The organism is Selenomonas sp. F0473 (assembly GCF_000315545.1).
Taxonomy (GTDB): domain Bacteria; phylum Bacillota; class Negativicutes; order Selenomonadales; family Selenomonadaceae; genus Centipeda.
Genome location: NZ_JH992902.1, coordinates 717113 through 736050 on the forward strand (window position 1 = coordinate 717113; position 18938 = coordinate 736050).

General features: G+C 62.1%; 18 protein-coding genes. All 18 read right to left on the bottom strand.

Annotated elements, in window-relative coordinates; translation table 11 throughout:
• Nucleotides 1-31: 31 nt before the first annotated feature.
• Nucleotides 32-322, bottom strand: a complete 291-nt coding sequence (locus tag HMPREF9161_RS03330; RefSeq protein ID WP_009728268.1) for a PTS sugar transporter subunit IIB — start codon at nucleotides 320-322, stop codon at nucleotides 32-34.
• Between the two features lie 31 nt (nucleotides 323-353).
• A complete protein-coding gene (locus HMPREF9161_RS03335) occupies nucleotides 354-824 on the bottom strand; it encodes a PTS sugar transporter subunit IIA (protein ID WP_009728269.1) in 471 nt (156 codons plus the stop codon).
• 191 nt (nucleotides 825-1015) lie between these two features.
• Entirely contained in the window at nucleotides 1016-2935 is a 1920-nt protein-coding gene (locus HMPREF9161_RS03340; RefSeq protein WP_009728270.1) for a BglG family transcription antiterminator, read from the bottom strand.
• Nucleotides 2936-3082: 147 nt separating this feature from the next.
• Entirely contained in the window at nucleotides 3083-4318 is a 1236-nt protein-coding gene (gene ftsZ, locus HMPREF9161_RS03345) for a cell division protein FtsZ (protein ID WP_198002151.1), read from the bottom strand.
• Between the two features lie 97 nt (nucleotides 4319-4415).
• Entirely contained in the window at nucleotides 4416-4766 is a 351-nt protein-coding gene (locus tag HMPREF9161_RS03350) for a small basic family protein (protein WP_009728272.1), read from the bottom strand.
• A gap of 1 nt (nucleotide 4767) precedes the next feature.
• Nucleotides 4768-5466 carry a DUF881 domain-containing protein gene (locus HMPREF9161_RS03355; protein ID WP_009728273.1) on the bottom strand — a complete coding sequence of 233 codons (699 nt, stop codon included), beginning with the start codon at nucleotides 5464-5466 and terminating at the stop codon, nucleotides 4768-4770.
• Nucleotides 5467-6195: a cell division protein FtsQ/DivIB gene (locus HMPREF9161_RS03360; protein WP_009728274.1), complete on the bottom strand. Its 729-nt coding sequence runs from the start codon at nucleotides 6193-6195 to the stop codon at nucleotides 5467-5469.
• A complete protein-coding gene (gene murC / locus HMPREF9161_RS03365) occupies nucleotides 6192-8522 on the bottom strand; it encodes a UDP-N-acetylmuramate--L-alanine ligase (protein ID WP_009728275.1) in 2331 nt (776 codons plus the stop codon). The genes HMPREF9161_RS03360 and murC overlap by 4 nt, the downstream gene beginning before the upstream one ends.
• Before the next feature lie 5 nt (nucleotides 8523-8527).
• Nucleotides 8528-9643 (bottom strand): undecaprenyldiphospho-muramoylpentapeptide beta-N-acetylglucosaminyltransferase, encoded by a 1116-nt coding sequence (gene murG / locus HMPREF9161_RS03370; protein WP_009728276.1) that lies wholly within the window; start codon nucleotides 9641-9643, stop codon nucleotides 8528-8530.
• Nucleotides 9640-11019, bottom strand: coding sequence for a UDP-N-acetylmuramoyl-L-alanine--D-glutamate ligase (murD, locus tag HMPREF9161_RS03375; protein ID WP_009728277.1), 1380 nt, complete (start codon nucleotides 11017-11019; stop codon nucleotides 9640-9642). The genes murG and murD overlap by 4 nt, the downstream gene beginning before the upstream one ends.
• Nucleotides 11020-11058: 39 nt before the next feature.
• The gene (gene mraY / locus HMPREF9161_RS03380) at nucleotides 11059-12045 is read right to left on the bottom strand and encodes a phospho-N-acetylmuramoyl-pentapeptide-transferase (protein WP_009728278.1); all 987 of its coding nucleotides are present in this window, start codon (nucleotides 12043-12045) and stop codon (nucleotides 11059-11061) included.
• Nucleotides 12042-13451: a UDP-N-acetylmuramoyl-tripeptide--D-alanyl-D-alanine ligase gene (gene murF / locus HMPREF9161_RS03385; RefSeq protein ID WP_009728279.1), complete on the bottom strand. Its 1410-nt coding sequence runs from the start codon at nucleotides 13449-13451 to the stop codon at nucleotides 12042-12044. The genes mraY and murF overlap by 4 nt, the downstream gene beginning before the upstream one ends.
• Nucleotides 13448-14938, bottom strand: a complete 1491-nt coding sequence (locus tag HMPREF9161_RS03390; RefSeq protein WP_009728280.1) for a UDP-N-acetylmuramoyl-L-alanyl-D-glutamate--2,6-diaminopimelate ligase — start codon at nucleotides 14936-14938, stop codon at nucleotides 13448-13450. The genes murF and HMPREF9161_RS03390 overlap by 4 nt, the downstream gene beginning before the upstream one ends.
• Nucleotides 14939-14946: 8 nt before the next feature.
• Entirely contained in the window at nucleotides 14947-15318 is a 372-nt protein-coding gene (locus HMPREF9161_RS03395) for a cell division protein FtsL (protein WP_009728281.1), read from the bottom strand.
• A gap of 33 nt (nucleotides 15319-15351) precedes the next feature.
• On the bottom strand, nucleotides 15352-16284 hold the full coding sequence (gene rsmH / locus HMPREF9161_RS03400) for a 16S rRNA (cytosine(1402)-N(4))-methyltransferase RsmH (RefSeq protein WP_009728282.1): 933 nt from the start codon (nucleotides 16282-16284) through the stop codon (nucleotides 15352-15354).
• Nucleotides 16285-16296: 12 nt separating this feature from the next.
• Entirely contained in the window at nucleotides 16297-16740 is a 444-nt protein-coding gene (gene mraZ / locus HMPREF9161_RS03405; protein WP_009728283.1) for a division/cell wall cluster transcriptional repressor MraZ, read from the bottom strand.
• Nucleotides 16741-16994: 254 nt separating this feature from the next.
• Nucleotides 16995-18026 (bottom strand): aspartate-semialdehyde dehydrogenase, encoded by a 1032-nt coding sequence (locus tag HMPREF9161_RS03410; protein WP_009728284.1) that lies wholly within the window; start codon nucleotides 18024-18026, stop codon nucleotides 16995-16997.
• A gap of 13 nt (nucleotides 18027-18039) precedes the next feature.
• The gene (dapB, locus tag HMPREF9161_RS03415; protein ID WP_009728285.1) at nucleotides 18040-18831 is read right to left on the bottom strand and encodes a 4-hydroxy-tetrahydrodipicolinate reductase; all 792 of its coding nucleotides are present in this window, start codon (nucleotides 18829-18831) and stop codon (nucleotides 18040-18042) included.
• Between the last annotated feature and the right edge of the window lie 107 nt (nucleotides 18832-18938).

Genomic DNA, 18938 nt, shown 5'->3' on the forward strand with positions numbered 1-18938 from the left:
GGACAGTGCAGAACGCGGACGGCCGTATCCATTACTTTTGAAGCTCAGCAAGGATCTCCTCTTTTGTCTTGTCAAGTCCCATGCCGGTGAGGAACGCGCGCCCGTTGATGACGGGGAAGTTATACTTATCCTTGTCCACGACGGTCGTCGTGATCAGCAAATCGGCGCGGTCCGCGTAGCCCGGCACCTCCATCATCTTGCACTGGATGATTTCAAGCTGCAGCCCGTGCTCCTTTGCCAACTCTTCCAGCGCGTTATTGACAACCGTCGACGTGGCGATGCCCGTCCCGCATGCGACCAATACAACCTTCTTATCGTTCATGATGACGCTCTCCTCTCAGTACTACAAACATCTAGGCCTCAACTTTCGAGAGGCGTTCTTTGACGAAACTGCATATCTCCTGTGCCGATGCCCCCGTCTTAATCAGCCGCAGCGCGTCCGCATCCTGCAGGATCCCCATCAAGTTCTGCAGCAGGGTCAGCTGCGCGTGCGCTTCCTTCATTGCCAACATGAAGACACAATCGACGGAGACAGTCTCCGTATCGTCTCCCATGACGATAAAATCCACGGGCTCCTTGAGGCGCGCGATACAGACCGCCGGCGTGTTCACATGCTCCACATCCGTATGCGGAATCGCAACGCCGCCGAGAACGGTCGGCAGGCCGGTCGCGAAGATTTTCTCCCGTGCGATCACGGCATCCGCGTAGCTTTCCTTCACATGCCCCTGTTCCTGCAGCCGCTGTGCCGCCTGCCTCAAGAGATCGAACCGGTCCTCCGCCTCCACATCCAAGAGTACAAGCGCTTCATCGAGTGCAACGTCCATCTTTTTCCCTCCTTTCATCCGTTTCGAATATTCTAAGACATTTTCTATTATAGCCGATCTGCGGCGCCTTTCATAGGTATATCTGTTTCCCGAAATGCGGAAGAAATGCATCCTCGTTTATTATTTCCGCTTCCGCAATCGTCCGAAGCGGGAGAGCGGTTCCCTTCATCGAAAAAAGCGCAAAAAAGCGGTTATAAAACCGCCGTAAATTCCTCGAGGAATCTCTCGTAGGACTGATGCTTCAAAAGGGAGTCGATGCCGTGCTCCGTCTTGATATATTCGTAAAGTTTCAGGAATATCTTTTCCCAAAGCGCCGCCTTTTCCTGCTCGATGTTCAGCAGGAAGACGACGCGTACGGGCATATCTTCCCACTGAATCGGCCGCTTTAAAATGAGCACCGATATATTGGACACCTTGCACGCGGCGGAGAGCGCATGCGGAATCGCCGCAAGCGCGCCGATCGCAGTCGAAGACATCCGCTCGCGCTCAAAGACGGAGGCTTTCCCCTCCGCGTCCATCCAGCCCGCGGCGACGGCTTCGTCCGTAAGGAAGTCGAGGCACTCGGCCTGCGTTCTAAAGGCCATGTCCGCATAGAACCCCTTTTTGCGGAAAAACTGCCGAACGGTTTCCGCATCCAGCACATCCTGTTTCCGGAACATGACGCGTCGGATTTTATCGACGTCTTCGCCGCGCAGCATATGGTTCACGCGGATGATCTTCGGCGACGGCATATCCAGCGGCACGGCGGAGACGATGTAGTCCGCCTCCTCCAGCATATCCTCCGTCAGTTTGTACGCGGGCAGTACGCCGATGACATGGATGCTGCCGCGAAAATGCTCCTCGAGTTTTGCCTTCATGAGCACGGAGACGCCGAGCCCCGCCGAGCACACGATATAGACGCTCTTCGGCTGTTCGTCTTCGTCCATGCTGTTGCGGCTCATGGACGCGCCGAAATGCAGCGCGATATAGCCGATCTCGTTCTCGTCAAAATCGATGTGATCGATCTCGCGCACCATCTTTGCCGCATAGACGGCGATCTGGAAGGCCAGCGGATAGTCCTGTTTCACGAATGCGAGGAGCTCGTTGCGGATGTTCATACGGAACCGGACGCGCGCAATCGCAATGCGCAGGTGCAGCATCAACCCGTCTTTGAGATACTCGTCCGCCGTAAAGTCGAGGCCGAATTTTCGGTCGACGGCGTCCAGCACCTTCTCGACGAGTTCTTTTACGTGCGCATCGTTGACCGTGCTGCCGATATCCATGAGTTTCTTGCCCGTCAAAAGGCACTGCGTGATGTAGAATACCTCGCTGTACGGGACATCGATGCCCGTATAGCGGAAGATCTCGTTAGCAACCTCTTTCGCCGCGCCGTATTCGAAGGTTTCTTCCAGTTTCTGCGCCGTACTGGAAAGGCAGTCGGCCGCATAACCGGTGCTTGAACGCCGAATCGCGAGGACGGTCTGTACGGAAAGGTCCCTGCGCGCCGTATCGGTGAGCTGCAGATGCCGCACGCTCGCCGTCTGCGTGAGGATCTGCTCCATCGCCTCATTGCCGATGCGGTCAAAGAGCAGTCCGCACAGCTTCTCATCGGTCACCTCGTGCAGATAATCGACGATAAATGCGCGCAGATCCCCCTCCGCACCTTCCAGGCGCAGCCCCTCCGTCTTATACTGCGCGATTTTGAGATCGTACGCGGCAAAGCGCTCGCGCGCCGCGTTCAAGTAATTCTTGACCGTGGACAGGCCGACGTACATCTCATTGGCAAGGCCCATCTGCGTGACGGAGACATTCGTGAGACAGCATTCCAAGAACCGGCTGACGATATAGTTCCGGCGCTCTTTCGGATGCGAAATCCCAATACCGGCATCATCGCCGTCTATGAGCCGGAGGAGGTCTTCCTCCCCCTCCGCCCCTTGCAGCTTATAGCCGCGGTTGGGCGCCGCAAGGAGCGCACAGCGGCTCTCTGCAAGGCGTTCCTGCAGATATTTGATATCGGAGCGGACGGTACGGGAAGAAACGTCCAGCCTGCGCGCAAGATCCGCTCCCGTCATCCCGCCCGGATGATTCAAAAGTATTTCTAAAATCTTCGCGCGCCGCTCCTGCTTTCGCATCTCATTTCACCTCCTCTTTGTTCGGTCGGCGGGGTGTCTGCACGCTTTTGCAAAAAAAACTGAGAACGCTCTCAAGTGCTCGTTCTCAGTTTTCTGCATCTATGTCTTTTCTCTAAGAAGCAGTGATTTATGGTTCTCGTACCGATATCAGCGCTGGCGCATCCATGCGGGGATGTCAATGATATCCGCTCCGCTTGCTCCCGTATTCGGCTCGACGACGTTCATACGGCCGCGGTTCGGACTCTGACGCGGCGGTACGACGGCGGATGCGGGACGGGCCTGTGCCTGCGCGGGCGGCGGCGCCGCGGATGGCTTTGCCTCTGCCTCGGCAGCCGCTCCCGGCATGGGGATCGTCCAGTCCTCGGTGAATCCCGTCCCCGTATCCGCCTTTCCCTGATCGGTCATGCCGAATCCGGTGGCGACGACGGTGACGCGGACGGTATCCTCGAGGCTGTCATCCACGCCGATGCCCCAAATGATGTTGGCGCGGCGCCCGTTCGAGGAGTTGACAATCATGCTGTTCAGCCACTCGGACGCCTCGTTCACCTCAAACATGCTGAGACTCTTGGAGCCCGTAAAGTTCAGAATGACGGACGTCGCGCCCTCGATGCTCGTCTCGAGCAGCGGGGACTCGATCGCGGCCTTTGCCGCGGCAACCGACGCCCCCTCGCCGCGCGCCTCGCCGATGCCCATAATGGCGCTGCCGCCGTTCGCCATCGTCGTATTGACGTCGGCGAAGTCCAGGTTCACGATGCCCTGGTTGGTAATGAGGTCGGTGATGCCCTTGACGCCCTGCCACAGGACGTTGTCGACTTTGCTGAACGCCTCCGTCACGGGCGTGCTCTTGTCGATGATCTTCATCAAGCGGTCGTTCGGGATGGTGATGATCGTATCGACATGCGACTGCAGATTGTCAATGCCGGAATCCGCGTTGCGCGCACGCGTCATGCCCTCGTAGGAAAAGGGACGCGTCACGACGGCGACCGTCAGCGCGCCGAGTTCGCGCGCGCACTCGGCGACGACGGACGCCGCGCCCGTCCCCGTGCCGCCGCCCATACCGGCCGTGATAAACACCATATCCGCGCCGCGCAGCGCCTCAAGGATCGCCTCACGGCTCTCCGTCGCGGCCGCCTCGCCGATCTCGGGGCGCGCGCCGGCGCCGAGTCCGCGCGTACGCTTCTCCCCGATCTGGATCCGCGTCGCCGCCTTGGACTGGAGCAGCGCCTGCGCATCCGTATTGATCGCGACGAACTCCACGCCCTGCAGTCCGGAGTCGATCATATTGTTGACCGCATTGCCGCCGCCGCCGCCGACACCGACAACGATGATCTTTGCGAGTTCCTCAAAGTTATCATCCATTTCGAACACAGCTTCAGCCTCCATATCGTAGCTTGACCATTCTCGTCTATCTCATTGGTAATAGTTTTCCTCGCTAATTTTACCATGAATCACAGTATATTTCCATAGTATAAAAAAATTTTTACTTTGCGCCGTCCCGATAGTCCCTGAGCAGGTAGCGGCGAATGACCGCGAGATTTTTGAAAATGCGGAAGCCGAACGCGAGCAGAGCGACGTAATAGAGATCGATGCCGAGACGATCCCCGATGAAGACGAGAGCGGCCGCGAGCAGTGTGTTCGAGAAGAAACCGGTGACGAAGACGTGTTTGTCGAACCGCTCCGAAATCGCCGAACGCAGTCCGCCGAACGCGGCGTCGAGCGCGGCGACGAGCGCTACGGAAAAGAGTTTCGAATACGCGATCGGGATCACGATCGGGCTCATATAGCCGATGAAAAGTCCGATGAGGACGCTGACCAAAACGACGTAGATCATCTTATTCCTCCGTCCTCTCTTCCGTCTCATGCGCATAGGTCTGGCGGATGCTGCCGCGGTACGGCGGGATATATACATCGTCGCTCGCCGTGATATCGAGCTGGATCCCCCAGACGCTGAGGGTCTCGACCACGCCCCCGCGCATCTTGAGAGAGTTCTCGAGGGACTTCTTATCCCCGATCGCGCGAATCTCAAAGGGCGCCGAAGAACGCACGTTGTTGACCGAGAGCGTCGGTCCCGCGCAGCGGATTTCCGAGGTGCCGATCAGCCGCTGTCCGTTGACGGAGATCGCCTCCGCCCCCGCCGCGCGCAGCTCGTTGATGACGCGCAGGAGATCGTCGTCATGGATGACGTAAAGGTTCGGATTCTCTCCGGACTTCACTTTCTTCGTGCTATCGTCCATACGCACGATAACGCCCTCGCCTGTGAGCGGCAGGAGCGCGGCGCGGTAGCGCAGCATCTCCCGATCCGCGCTGCCGCCCGCGTCCTCAGCCGCGGCCGCCTGCATCTTGCGCAGTTCCTCGCCGAGTTCGTCGCGTTCGTGCTCCGTCTGCAGCAGGCGGTCGGAGAGTTCCTCGATGCGCTGCTGCGAGAGGCTCCCCTTCGTATCCTGCACCGTACGGAACTGCACGGCGATCATAAAGCCGATCAATATGCAAACGAGCGCGATCATCCACCCGCCCTGCCGGAATTGTTTCATTTATTTCCCCTCTGCGGTCTTGTCCGCAAGTTTGATGAACGGCGCGTCGTAACTGAAATCGACATACTCGATCGTATGGCGCGTCGTCTTCTGATCCTGTAAAAAATCCTGTGTGAGTCCGGCCTTCTCCCCGATGCCGTCGAGCCGCCCGAGCCGGATGGGAAGCGCCCCCTTCGTATAGGCGACGACGGCGTCCGGCACGGTGATGTTGACCTCCGAGATCTGCCCCACCTCGGCGGGCGCGATCTTCCCGAGGAAAGCGAGCACCTGCGCCACCTGCGGGTCGCCGTTATCGTCCCCGATGTAGAGATCGCGCAGCTTGATCCCCGTGATGATGGGAATGTCCGCCCCCTTGAGCGTGCGATAACTCGCGATCACCTTGCCCTGCCGGTCAAAATCGAGATAGCCGTAGTCGCAGGCAACCGTTGCGACGGGCACGCGCTCCACGATGTCCATCTCGATCTTGTTCGGCAGCCGGCGCCGCACGACGGCCGACTCGATGCGCAGATCGTGCAGCAGATTGATCGTTATGGCATCCGTTTTCAGCTCAAAAAGGCGCTCTCCATAACGGATCCGCGCAATCTCGCAGAGTTCCTTCTCGTCCAAATTGACGTTGCCGCGCACGACGAGCTGCCGGAACGTAAAGAGCGGCGAGTAGATGAGCGCCGCAAGAATGCCGCCGATGCAGAGAAGATACAGTGCCGCCTTGAGCACACGGCGCGACTTCATCGCTCATACCCCGCCATGGCGAGCATCTTTTCACAGAGTTCCGGGAACGAGAGCCCCACGGCGCGCGCCGCGTCCGGGACGAGCGAGGTCTCCGTCATGCCGGGTACGGAGTTCACCTCGATGGCATATGCTTCTCCCGCCTCGCTCAGCATCATGTCGACGCGCGCCACGCCTCTGCATCCGCACGCGTCGAATGCACGTACGGCGAGTTCCTGCACGGCGGCCGTACACTCCGCGGAGATCGGGGCGGGCACGAGATGCGTCGACGCGCCCGGCGTGTACTTGCTCTCGTAGTCATAACGCCCCGACGCCGTCGTGATCTCGATCACGGGCAGCGCCTCCGCACGGCCGGGCGTCCCCCACACGACGACGGTCAGTTCGCGTCCCGCGATGAACTCCTCCACGAGCAGCGCCCCGCCATAGGAGAGCGCCTCGTCGAGCGCACGGCGCAGTTCATCCTCCGCCGCGACGATATAGACGCCGATGCTGGATCCCTGTTCGGGCGCTTTCACCACGACGGGCAGGGAGAACTCCGATAGAATCTCTGCGGCGATTGCCGCCGTGTCCGCTCCCTCATCAAAACTGCGGAAGCGCGGGGTCGCGATGCCCTCGGCGGCAAAGATGCGCTTTGCCGTCGTCTTGTCCATCGTGAGCGCCGCCGCACGCACGCCGGAGCCGGTATAGGGGATACCGAGCATCTCGAGCGTTCCCTGCAGCACGCCGTCCTCGCCGTATTTCCCGTGCAGCGCGTTGAATACGATCGCGGGATCCAGCCGTTTGATATCCTCCGCAAAGGATGCGGGATTCAGCTCGAGGCCCACGGCAGGGTGCTCCTTCTCATGCAGCGCGCGCAGAATCGCGGCGCCCGAACGGCGCGAAACCTCCGCCTCCGTCGAAGGGCCGCCCATCACAACGGCGATCAGTCCCTCGGTATTCCCCGCCGTCCCCTCTTTGAGGCGATCGACAAGTTCTTCGCCGACCTCGAGGATATTGCCCGCGCCCATCGTGATCACAAGATCGCCCGTGCGCACGTGCTGCGCCAGGTAACGCAGGAGATCGTCGCGCTCCGGCAGATAGACCGCATCCTGCCCCGTCCGGCGCGCGACCTCCTCCATCAGCGTTTCGCCGCTGATGCCCGGGATCGGTTCCTCTCCCGCCGCATAGACGTCCGTCAGCAGCAGGAGATCGGCCGCGGCAAAGCATGCCCCGAACTCTTCGCGCAGGAGCTGCGTGCGCGAGTATCGATGCGGCTGAAAGACGCAGATGAGCCGCACGGGCGCGGTCTGCCGCGCGGCCGCAAGCGTCGCCGCAATCTCCGTCGGATGGTGCGCATAGTCGTCCACAACCCAGACGCCGCGCTCCTTCCCCTTCGTCTGGAAGCGCCGCTTTGCCCCGTGAAAATGAGCGAGCGCATCGGCGATGCGGTCAAACGGCAGCCCCGCAATCCGTGCGACGGCAATACAGGCGAGCGCGTTGAGCACGTTGTGCCGCCCGGGGATGTTGAGCGAGACGCGCCCCGCCTCCGTGCCGCGCTCGACGACCGTAAAGGAGATTACCGACCCGTGCGTCGCGATATCCGCGGCACGGTAGTCGGCATCCCGGTCGATGGCATAGGAGACGACGGCGCGGTCGGTCTCCGCTCCCAGCCGCCGCAGAATCTCGTTCTCATAGCAGAGCACCGCCGTCCCGTCCGCGTCGATCTGAGCGATAAAGGTGCGGAACGCCTCGACGATCTTCTCCATCGTACCGTAGTGGTCCATATGGTCGTCTTCCACATTGGTCACAACGGCGATATGCGGACGGAGTTTCAGGAAGGAGCCGTCGCTCTCGTCCGCTTCGGATACGAGGTAGCGTCCCGTGCCGAGTTTCGCGTTTGTTCCGAGATCGGGCACCTCGCCCCCGACGACGATCGTCGGCGATATGCCCGCGCGGTCGAGCGTCACGCCGATCATCGAGGTGGTCGTCGTCTTTCCGTGGGATCCCGCGACCGCGATGCCGTCATATTCGTTGACGAGCGCCGCGTTGATGTCGGAGCGGTGCAGCTTCGGGATGCGCAGGTCCCACGCCGCGATCACTTCTGGATTATCGTAGGGAATCGCCGTCGAGACGACGATCGCGTCCGCCCCGCGCACGTTCTCCGCGTGTTGGCCGTCCGTCCATACCTGCGCGCCGAGGCGCACGAGTTCCTCGATGATGGGCGAGGATCCCTGGTCCGAACCCGACACCTCGTAGCCGAGCAGGAGGAGAATTTTTGCGAGAGGGCTCATCCCCGCGCCGCCGATGCCGACAAAATGTATTTTACGGATGCCCTGCAAGTCCTTGAGCAATTCCTTCACCCTTCTTTTTTACAAATTCGCAGCGCGAGCGCCGCAATCTCCTCCGCCGCCTCCGGCTTCCCCAGGCGCTTCATCGCGGCCGCCATCTCCGTGCGGCGCGCGTCGTCCGCGAGCAGCGCGTGCAGCGCCCCTTCAAGCGCGGCCGCGCCGATATCGCGGTTGAGGATGACCTCCGCCGCGCCCGCCGCCGCAAGGGCGCGGGCGTTCTTCTCCTGATGGTTCTCCGCCGCATACGGATACGGAATGAGAATCGCGGGCACACCGCGCGCCGCAAGTTCCGCAAGCCCCGTCGCCCCCGCGCGGAACACGGCGATATCCGCCGCCGCCATCGCCTGCGGCATGTTGTAGAGATACGGCAGCACGCGGATGTGAAGCGCATCCTCGAGACGCACGCCGCGTGCACGCAGACGCGCCAGCGTATCCGCATGCTCGTCCGCGCCCGTCACATGGATGTACTGTACGTCTTGCCGCGCCGCCGCATGGGCAAGCACCTCGACCATCGCGCGGTTGATCGAACGCGCGCCGCGGCTGCCGCCCGAGATCAGCACCGTCTTCTTCGTCGGATCAAAACCGAAGAACGCCGCCCCTTCCGCGCGCGTCACCGTCAGTACCTCGGGACGGATCGGATTGCCCGTGACGAACGTCTTCTCCTTCGGGAACACGCCGCGCGCGTCCTCCATGCCGACGGCAATCGCCGTCGCAAAATGTGAGAGAATCCGGTTCGTCACCCCGGCGAACACATTCTGCTCCTGCACGAGCGTCGGGACGCCCGCGAGGCTCGCCGCGAGGAGAACCGGTCCCGCGACATAGCCGCCCGTGCCGACGGCGACGTCCGGGCGGAAATCGTGCACAATGCCGCGCGCACGCACGAGAGCGCGCAGGGCACGCCCCGCGCGCAGAACGTTCTCAAAAGAGAGCCGCCGCTCAAATCCGGCCAGTTCTATCGCCGCGAAGTCGATGCCCTCGCGCGGCACAATATCCGCTTCGAGGCCGTTCGGTGTGCCGACGTAGAGGATGCGCGCCGACGGGACGTGCCGCTCGATCGCACGGATGATCGTGAGCGCGGGATAGATGTGGCCGCCCGTGCCGCCGCCCGATACGATGATGTTCATAGTCCGTTCACGATCCTCTTGAAGTCCCGTCCGCGCTCCTCATAGCCGCCGTACATATCAAAACTCGCGCACGCCGGCGAGAGCAGCACCGTCTGCGGCGGATGAGCGAGATCATGCGCCGTACGCACCGCCGCCTCCATATCGTAGCCGACGCGCCGGATATGCGCGGGATCGACCCCCGCGTCCAGGGCCGCCGCCGCGAAACGCTCCGCGGCCGCACCGACGAGGATCAGCTCGTCCACACGCGCATGCACGAGGTTCATAAAGTCCGTGAGATCGGTCATCTTGTCGTCGCCGCCCGCGATGAGGACGATGTGCCCGTCAAACGCCTCGAGCGCCTTGATCGCGGCGTCCGTATTGGTCGCTTTGGAGTCGTTGTAATAGCGCACGCCGTTGATATCGCGTACCGGCTCGATGCGGTGCTCCACGCCCGCGAAGTCACGCAGTACGGGACGCATCTCCGCAGGCGTCACCCCCGCGAGAAAAGCGACGGCCGCCGCCGCAAGTGCATTCTCCACGTTGTGCCCGCCGCGGATGCCGAGCTCCGCCGCAGGAATGAGCTCATGCCGTACGCCGTCCCACGCGATCACGAGCATCCCGTCCTCGACATAGGCGCCCGCGGGGAGCGGATGCAGCCGGCTAAAGAAGCATACGCGTCCCTTTGCGCGCGCCGCCATGCCGCGCGTGTGCGGGTCGTCGCCGTTCAGTACGAGGAAGTCCTCCGGCGTCTGCGCGGCGAAGAGTTTCTCCTTCATCGCCCGGTAGACCTCCATCGAGCCGTGCCGCACGATGTGATCCGGCGTCACGTTAAGCTCCGCGGCGATGTGCACGTGAAAGTGCGCGGTCGCCTCCATCTGGTAGCTGGAGATCTCGGCCGCAATTGCTCCCTCTGCCGGGATCCTAAGCGCCTCTTCGATGAGCGGCACGCCGATGTTGCCGCCGACGCCGACGAAAGCAAAATGCGCGCGCAGGAGATTGCCGAGGAGCGCTGTCGTCGTCGTCTTGCCGTTCGTTCCCGTGACGGCACAGATCGGCGCGCGGGCGACCTCTCCCGCAAGCTCCACCTCCGTCGTCACGCGGATGCCGCGTGCGCGCGCCGCCCTGACGAGCGGGATGCGCTCCGGCACGGCGGGCGAGAGCACGATCATATCGACCCCCGCGAGCAGTTCTTCCCCTTGTGCGCCAAAGACGCAGGATATTCCCTGCGCCCTCAGAGCTTCGATATGTTCCCGCGTTTCCGCGTCTTTTTCAAAATCCGTCTCGGACTTCGCGTCCGAAAGCGTCACACGCGCCCCTTCATGCGCGAGATACTTTGCGGCCGCAAAACCGCTGATGCCCGCGCCGATGACGAGCGCCGCTTTCCCACGATAGGACAAACCCCTGCGTCCCCCTTACCAATTCATTGAACCACGGCGTCAGGATACCGCCGCGATGAGCCCGGCAAGCGCCGCCGCCGCCGCGCCGACCGCCCAAAATGTATAGACGACGCGGGTCTCCGACCATCCGCCGAGTTCGAAATGATGATGAATCGGACTCATGCGGAAAATGCGCTTGCCCCGCGTTTGGAACGAAACGACCTGCAGGATCACGGACAGCGCCTCGCAGAAGAAGACAAAGCCCGCGACGGGCAGCAGCAGCTCCGTCCGCGAAAGGATGGCGACGGCCGCAAGCGCGCCCCCGAGCGCAAGCGAACCCGTGTCCCCCATAAAGATCCGTGCCGGATGATGATTATACCACAAAAAGCCGACGCATGCACCAATTATCGCGCTGGAGAATACCGCGAGACCGCTGTTCGTGCCGTACGTCAAAACCGTGTAGAAGAGCGCCGCCGCCGCAACCGTCCCTGCGGCGAGTCCGTCGAGTCCGTCCGTCAAATTGACCGCATTGGACGTGCCGACGAGAACGAGCACGACGAGCAGGTAATAGAGCTCGCCGATATCGGCCGTCGTACCGGCGAAGGGGATCCAAACGCTCGTATCGTGCCCGAGGATCGCGCGCCCGATGACAATGGTCACAAAGGCGATGAGGATCTGCCCCGCGAGTTTTTGAGAGGCGCGCAGCCCGAGATTGCGCTTCTTGACCACCTTGATGTAGTCGTCCGCAAAACCGAGGAAGAAATGTCCGAGGAAGATGAAAAGCGCGAGCAGCGTCGTTGCCGTAGGCGGAGCGAGGAGCACCGTCGCGGCGGTCACCGCAAGCACGATCATCACGCCGCCCATCGTGGGCGTCCCGCTCTTCTTTTGGTGGCTCGCGGGACCTTCTTCGCGGATACTTTGACCGTATTTCAGCCGATGCAAAATCGGCAGGAAGAAGAGCCCGCTGACGAGCACGATGAGGAGCGACGTCACCGCCGTCAGCAAAAGCCCCATCTCGGGCGGCAGGAAATCCAAAATCTGTGTCATCGGCGTTCCACCTCCTCCCCCGCCACACGCGCCATGATCTCTTCCATCCGCATACCGCGCGACCCCTTGAAGAGGACGGTGTCGCCGTCCGTGAGGAGGTCGCGCAGCATATGTGCCGCTTCCTCATGGGTCGCGGCATGCCGGCAGAGACAGCCGCCCGCCTCCGCCGCTTCGTTGATCCGGCGCGCTTCGTCTCCATAGGTAACGACCGCGGCAAAGCCCTGCGCCGCCGCCGTACGTCCGACGCTGCGGTGCCCCTCGGCCGACGCGGCGCCGAGTTCGAGCATATCGCCGAGCACGGCGATCTTGCGTCCCGGATAGAGCGCGGCCGTCGTCTCGAGTGCCGCGCGCATCGACGCGGGACTCGCGTTGTAGGCGTCGTTGATAAACGTCCGGGTACCGACACGATGCACTTCATAGCGCATCTTCGGCGGCCTGAGATGCGAGATCCCCTCCTGCATCTCCCGCGGCGTCAGCCCAAGGGCAAATCCGGCTGCGACCGCCGCAAGCGCATTGTAGACGTTGTGCCGGCCGAGCAGGGGCACGGCATAGTCGTGCCGCTCCCCGCCGTATGTCACCATGAACCGCGTCCGCGCGCCGTCCGTCCGCAGCGCCTCTGCGCGGATGTCCGCCGCCGCACGGATGCTGTAGGTCAGCACGCGCACGTCGTCCCTCGCCTGCGCGCGCATCGCGGCGACGCGCGCGTCGTCGGCATTGAGGATGACCGTTCCGCCCGACGGAATTGCCTCCACGAGTTCGGCCTTCGCCCGCGCGATATTCTCTATAGAACCGAGCAGCTCCATATGCGTCTCTCCGACATTGGTTACGATGCCGACCGTCGGCGCGGCGACGGCGGCAAGCGAAGCGATCTGTCCGAGGCCGCGCATCCCCATCTCAACGACGGCGGCGGTATCCTTCTCCGTGATGCCGAGCAGCGTCAGCGGCAGTCCGATTTCATTATTGTAATTTGCCGCCGTACGGCAGACGGCGCCGCGCCCCGAGAGCACCGCCGCCGCGAGATCTTTCGTCGTCGTCTTGCCGTTCGAGCCCGTGACGGCAACGACGGGGATATCGAACTTCATGCGCCGGGCATGAGCGATCTGCTGGTAGGCGGTAAGGGTATCGTCCACGCCGATGACGATGCCCTTCGCCGCTTCCAGCATGTTCCGGTGCGCGGGAGAAAGTGGTTCCGCGACCATGACGGCCCCGGCCCCCGCACGGAGCGCATCCGCGGCAAAGTCCGCGCCGTCAAATTTCTCCCCGCGCAGCGCGACGAAGAGTTCGCCCGCTTTGACCCGGCGCGTATCTGTCGCGACGCCCGCAAACGCCGCGCTCCCCTTGAGTTTCCCATAGAGCGGACGCCCGCCCGTCGCCGCGCGGATCTCGTTCCATGTCATAAAGGTCATCGGCACACACTCCTTATCGCTTCCTCCGCCGTCTCGCGGTCGTCAAAATGGACGGTGCCCTCTTTGAGGATCTGATAAGTCTCATGGCCCTTGCCGAGGATGACGACGCTGTCGCCCGTGTGTGCCGCCCGCACGGCGTCAAAGATAGCGGTGCGCCGATCGACGAGTTTCTTATACGGTTTCGCCCCGATCACGGGCAGCGCGCCCGCCTCCACCTCGTCGAGGATTGCCGCGGGATCCTCCGTCCGCGGATTGTCCGACGTGATGAACACCGCGTCCGCCATCTCGGCCCCGATCCGGCCCATGACGGGACGCTTTGTCCGGTCGCGGTCGCCGCCGCAGCCGAACACCGCGATGATGCGCCCCGCAGTCACGGCGCGCGCCGTGCGCAGTACATTCTCCATGCCGTCCGGCGTATGCGCATAGTCGACGATCACCGAGAAATCCTGCCCCGCGCGCACGAGTTCGAAGCGCCCGGGCACACCCGTAAATGCTTCGAGCGCCGTTCGGATCACGTCGTATCCGACGCCCTCTGCATGCGCCGCTCCCGCCGCCGCGAGCACATTGTAGACGTTGAATTTGCCCGTGATGTGCAGCGAGAGCGGGCATTCCTCTCCGCCGTGCACAAGACTGAGCGTCATATGATCCTGCGCGAGCCGGATATCCCGCGCCGTGAGCGAGGCCTCCTTCTCCACCCCGTAAGAGAGGACGGGGCAGGTCGTATGCGCGCGCATAACCGCGCCCGCCGCGTCGTCCGCATTGATGACGGCGGTCTTGCCTTTTTTCACGCCCGGCGCCGAAACCAGCTCAAAAAGCCGTGCCTTCGCGCGCGCGTAGTTTTCCATCGTCTTATGATAGTCGAGATGATCCTGCGTCAGATTCGTGAAGACGGCGGTATCGAACTCGATGCCCGCCACGCGCCCCTGATCCAGCGCATGCGAAGACACCTCCATCACGACCGTATCCATGCCCCTCGTCCGCATCTCGGCGAGCATCTGCTGCATGACGACCACATCCGGCGTCGTATTCTCCGTGGGAAAGACATCATCCTCCATCATGACCCGAATCGTCCCGATGAGTCCGACGCGCTTTCCCGCACGGCGCAGGACAGCGTGCACGAGATAACTTGTCGTCGTCTTGCCGTTCGTTCCCGTAATGCCGACGATGCGCATGCTGCGGGCGGGATAATCGTAGAAGAACGGAACGATCGCATCAAGCGCCTCGTTGATCTCCGGTACCCGGAGGACGGAGACGCCGTCGGGCACCGCAATATCTTCCCTCTGCGTCAAAACAGCGCGGGCTCCCGCCCGCGCCGCATTCGGTATGAAGGTGTGCGCATCCACATGCGCGCCGCTGATGCATGCGAAGAGCGCCCCCGTCTCTATTTTCCTTGAATCGCGTTCTATCGAGGCGATCTCCGCCGCAGGGTCGCCCGTAATCCGCGCGCCCGGAACGAGCGCGGCGAGTTCCTCCAGTCGTTTTGCCATGGCGCCTCTCATTCCCCTTCGTGCGAAAAATACATTTTTTGCGGAATCTGCATATGCAGTTCCTGCACGGCGATCGCCTCAATGCGCGACGGTGATTTGAGCTGTGCGATCTCGATCTTGAGGCGCTCGTTCTCCTGCTCGAGCTGCTCCGCCGTCTGCTGCGTCTCGAGCAGCGTGTAGCCGTTCTTCGCGCCGATGCCGCCGAGCAGCGTGACGACCATTGCGCCGAGCGCGATGAGGAAGAAGATCGCCCGGAGACAGTTCCGCAGATTCGTGTTCAGCTCCCTGCGCCGCAGCGGCTCCTGCGGGATCTCGATCTGGGGTGCGGGTACCGGCGCGGGGATGTCGTATGCATAGGAATCTTCTTTATGCGCCAGCATCTAAAGCACCTCCTTTGATTCTAAAAATAATTTCTATATTTTCTCCGCTGTGCGGAGCTTTGCGCTCTTTGCTCTCGGATTTTCCTTGCATTCTTCCGCGCCTGCCGCGCGCGCTTTGCCGATGATCCTGATCTCCGGCGTGTGCCCGCAGATGCAGACAGGGGTATGCGGCGGACAGACACAGCCGCGCGCGAGCTTCTGCATCGTGCGCTTCACGATGCGGTCCTCCAGCGAATGGAACGTGATCACGGCGAGCCGGCCGCCCGGTTTCAGGGCGCGGACCGCGGCGGTCAGCGCCCCCTCGAGGATCGTCAGTTCCTCGTTGACCTCGATGCGGATCGCCTGAAAAATCCGCTTGGCGGGGTGCCCTCCCTTTGCCCGCACCTTCTTCGGTACGGCGCGGTCGACGATGGCGACGAGATCCGCCGTCGTTTCGATGGGACGGATCCTGCGCGCCTCCTCGATAAAGGCGGCGATGCGTTTGGCCCAGCGCTCCTCGCCGTAACCGTAAAAAATCTCGGTCAGGCGCGCCGCGCTGTACGTATTCACCACGGCGTACGCCGTACGCGCCGCCCGCCGGTCCATGCGCATGTCGAGCGGCGCGTCCCGCATATAGGAGAAACCGCGCTCCGGCGTGTCGATCTGCGGCGACGAGACGCCGAGGTCGAAGAGCACGCCGTCCGCCGACGTTATCTCCTCCGCCGCGAGAATCTCCGGCAGGTGCCGGAAGTTATCGCGGACGAGGGACACCCGGCACGCTGCCGACGCCAGCCGCTCCTCCGCCGCTGCAATCGCGGTCTCGTCTCGGTCGATGCCGATCAGCCGGCCTTTGGGCGAGAGCTGCGCGGCGATACGTGCGGCATGACCCGCACCGCCGAGCGTACAGTCCACATAGACGCCGTCCGGCACAATGGAGAGGGCCTCGATCGTCTCTTCGGGCAGAACGCTCACATGGTGAAAGTCCATCGCGCCGCTCCCTTAGATCGAGATGCCGTAGCTCGCCAGCTGGGTCGAGATCTCCGTGATGTTCGGATCGACCTCGCCCGCATAGTTCGTCCACCGCTCCTTATCCCAAACCTCAATGCGCGTATCGGCACCCGTGAGGATCACGTCCTGTTTGAGCCCGATATTCGCGTAGGTACGGAGATTCGCAGGCACAAGGAAACGGCCCTGCTTGTCGCATTCGAGCGTACGCGCCCCCGCGATGAAGAACCGCGCAAACGCGCGCGCGTTCGGATCGGCAATGGAGAGCGTGCGGAGCTTCGCCGCGAACTCGTCCCACGCCGCCTGTGGGAACAGGAAGAGACTGCCGTCCAGCCCCTTCGTGATGATGAACGAAACCCCGAGTTCCTGCCGAAAATCCGCAGGCAGGATAACGCGGCCCTTTGCATCGATGCTGTGGGCGTACTCTCCCATAAACATCCGGCCGCACCACCTTTCAGGATCCTTTCACCACTTTGTGGCACTTTCCACCACAATTCACCACTTTTCTTACAGTTATAACAAAAAAATTTCTATTTTTCAAGAAAACAGATATTCTTTTTTCTTGTATGCAATTTCTTCGCAGATTCCGTGCAAGCCGCAATATAAAAGGCCTGCGCGGAATTATACCCGCGCGGGCCATAAAAAAAAGACCTATTTTTATTTAAAAAAATAGGTCTTTTTTGTTCCTTTATTTAGAGCAGCGCATGCGTAATCATGTATTCCGCGATCTGGAGCGCGTTCAGCGCAGCCCCTTTCCTGATCTGATCGCCGCAGATCCAAAAGTTCAGGGCGTTTTCTGCGGACTCATCCACACGCAGGCGCCCGACCTCGACGTCCGTCTTGCCGGAGGTGTAAAGCGGCATCGGATACTCCTGCGCCGCGGGATCGTCGTGGAGAACGACGCCCGGAAACGCTGCGATCGCCGCTCGTGCGGCGTCGAGCGAGATCGGCTCTTTGAATTCGACGTTGACGGATTCGGCATGGCTGCGGTAAACCGGCACGCGCACCGTCGTCGCGGTGATGCGCAGCGTGTCGTCCTCCATGATCTTCTTCGTCTCGTCGATCATCTTCATCTCTTCTTTGGTGTAGAGATTGTCCTTGAACACGTCGATCTGCGGGATCAGGTTAAACGCGATCGGATAGTGCTTCGGCAGTTTGCCGACGGGCAGGATATGCGCCTCTGCTTCTTTGCCCGAAGCGAGTGCCGCGACCTGTTCCTCGAGCTCCGTCATGCCCTCTTTGCCCGCGCCCGAGACCGCCTGATACGTCGAGACGACGATGCGGCGAATCTTCGCGACGTCGTAGAGGGGCTTGAGCCCCATCGCCATGATGATCGTCGAGCAGTTCGGATTCGCGATGATCCCCTTATGGCGCGCGATGGCCTGCGGGTTGACTTCGGGCACGACGAGCGGCACCTCCGGCTCCATACGGAACGTGCTGGAGTTGTCGATGACGACCGCGCCCGCCTTGACGGCGTGCGGCGCGAACTCCGCGCTCGCCGCGCCGCCCGCAAAGAGCGCGATGTCGACTCCGGCGAAAGAATCCGCCGTCGCCTCCCGCACGGTATACTCTTTGCCCATAAAGGCGATCTTTTTGCCCGCCGAGCGGCTGGATGCGAGGAGGCGCAGCTCGGAGAAGGGAAACTGACGCTCTTCGATGAGGTTCAGGAACTCCTGACCGACGGCGCCCGTTGCGCCGAGGATGGCCACGCGATATTTCTTCATGATTCTGCCTCCCTTACAGCAGTTTGTCGAGGCCCACGGTGAGCGATTTCTTCAATTTGCGCACCTTCTTCGCGGCGAGGACGACGCCCGGCATGAACGATTCTCGATTCAGCGAGTCGTGGCGGATCGAGAGCGTCTGCCCGAGGCCGCCGAAAATCACCTCTTGATGGGCGACGTAGCCCGGCAGCCGCACGCTGTGGATCCGCATGCCCTCGTACGCGGCGCCGCGCGCGCCCGGGATCTTCTCCTCCTCGTCGGGGTGTCCCTGTCGATGCGGGGCGCGCACCTCGGCGATCATCGCAGCCGTCTGCACCGCCGTTCCGGAGGGCGCGTCGAGTTTGTTGTCGTGATGCAGCTCGATGATCTCGACATCCGGCATATACTTTGCCGCCATGCGGCTCATGAGCATCATCAGCACAGCGCCGATCGCAAAGTTCGGCGCGATGAACGCGGGCGTATCGTTTGCCTCCGCCGCCGCCTTGATCTCCGCCTTCTGGGCATCCGTGAGTCCCGTCGTCCCGACCACGGGCGACACCTTATGCGCAAGCGCCGTGAGGACGTTCCCGTGTACGGCGTCGGGGCGGGTAAAGTCAATCATCACCTCGGGGCGCAGGCGCGCGAGCGCCGCCGCAAGATCGGTCTCCACGAGGACGCCGTTTTTCCCCGTTCCCGCAAGTTCCCCCGTATCTGCGCCGCCGCCGATATCAACCGCGCCGACGAGCTGCAAATCCGCGTCGTCGGCGACCGCTTTCAGCACCGCGCGCCCCATGCGGCCGCAGGCGCCGCTGACCAAAACCTTTGTCAAGGAAATTCCTCCTCAGTTCTCAATACGATTTTGCCATCATTATACAAGCGCAGTCCGCACGCGTCAAGGAAGACGGCGCCGCATCGTATCCCCGGCTTTATTTTGAC

Bases quoted from the DNA above. Each gene is read 5' to 3' on its own strand.
- HMPREF9161_RS03330 (WP_009728268.1), bottom strand. From the start codon at position 322: ATGAACGATAAGAAGGTTGTATTGGTCGCATGCGGGACGGGCATCGCC.
- HMPREF9161_RS03335 (WP_009728269.1), bottom strand. From the start codon at position 824: ATGGACGTTGCACTCGATGAAGCGCTTGTACTCTTGGATGTGGAGGCG.
- HMPREF9161_RS03340 (WP_009728270.1), bottom strand. From the start codon at position 2,935: ATGCGAAAGCAGGAGCGGCGCGCGAAGATTTTAGAAATACTTTTGAAT.
- ftsZ (WP_198002151.1), bottom strand. From the start codon at position 4,318: ATGGAGGCTGAAGCTGTGTTCGAAATGGATGATAACTTTGAGGAACTC.
- HMPREF9161_RS03350 (WP_009728272.1), bottom strand. From the start codon at position 4,766: ATGATCTACGTCGTTTTGGTCAGCGTCCTCATCGGACTTTTCATCGGC.
- HMPREF9161_RS03355 (WP_009728273.1), bottom strand. From the start codon at position 5,466: ATGAAACAATTCCGGCAGGGCGGGTGGATGATCGCGCTCGTTTGCATA.
- HMPREF9161_RS03360 (WP_009728274.1), bottom strand. From the start codon at position 6,195: ATGAAGTCGCGCCGTGTGCTCAAGGCGGCACTGTATCTTCTCTGCATC.
- murG (WP_009728276.1), bottom strand. From the start codon at position 9,643: ATGAACATCATCGTATCGGGCGGCGGCACGGGCGGCCACATCTATCCC.
- mraY (WP_009728278.1), bottom strand. From the start codon at position 12,045: ATGACACAGATTTTGGATTTCCTGCCGCCCGAGATGGGGCTTTTGCTG.
- murF (WP_009728279.1), bottom strand. From the start codon at position 13,451: ATGACCTTTATGACATGGAACGAGATCCGCGCGGCGACGGGCGGGCGT.
- HMPREF9161_RS03390 (WP_009728280.1), bottom strand. From the start codon at position 14,938: ATGGCAAAACGACTGGAGGAACTCGCCGCGCTCGTTCCGGGCGCGCGG.
- HMPREF9161_RS03395 (WP_009728281.1), bottom strand. From the start codon at position 15,318: ATGCTGGCGCATAAAGAAGATTCCTATGCATACGACATCCCCGCGCCG.
- rsmH (WP_009728282.1), bottom strand. From the start codon at position 16,284: ATGGACTTTCACCATGTGAGCGTTCTGCCCGAAGAGACGATCGAGGCC.
- mraZ (WP_009728283.1), bottom strand. From the start codon at position 16,740: ATGTTTATGGGAGAGTACGCCCACAGCATCGATGCAAAGGGCCGCGTT.
- HMPREF9161_RS03410 (WP_009728284.1), bottom strand. From the start codon at position 18,026: ATGAAGAAATATCGCGTGGCCATCCTCGGCGCAACGGGCGCCGTCGGT.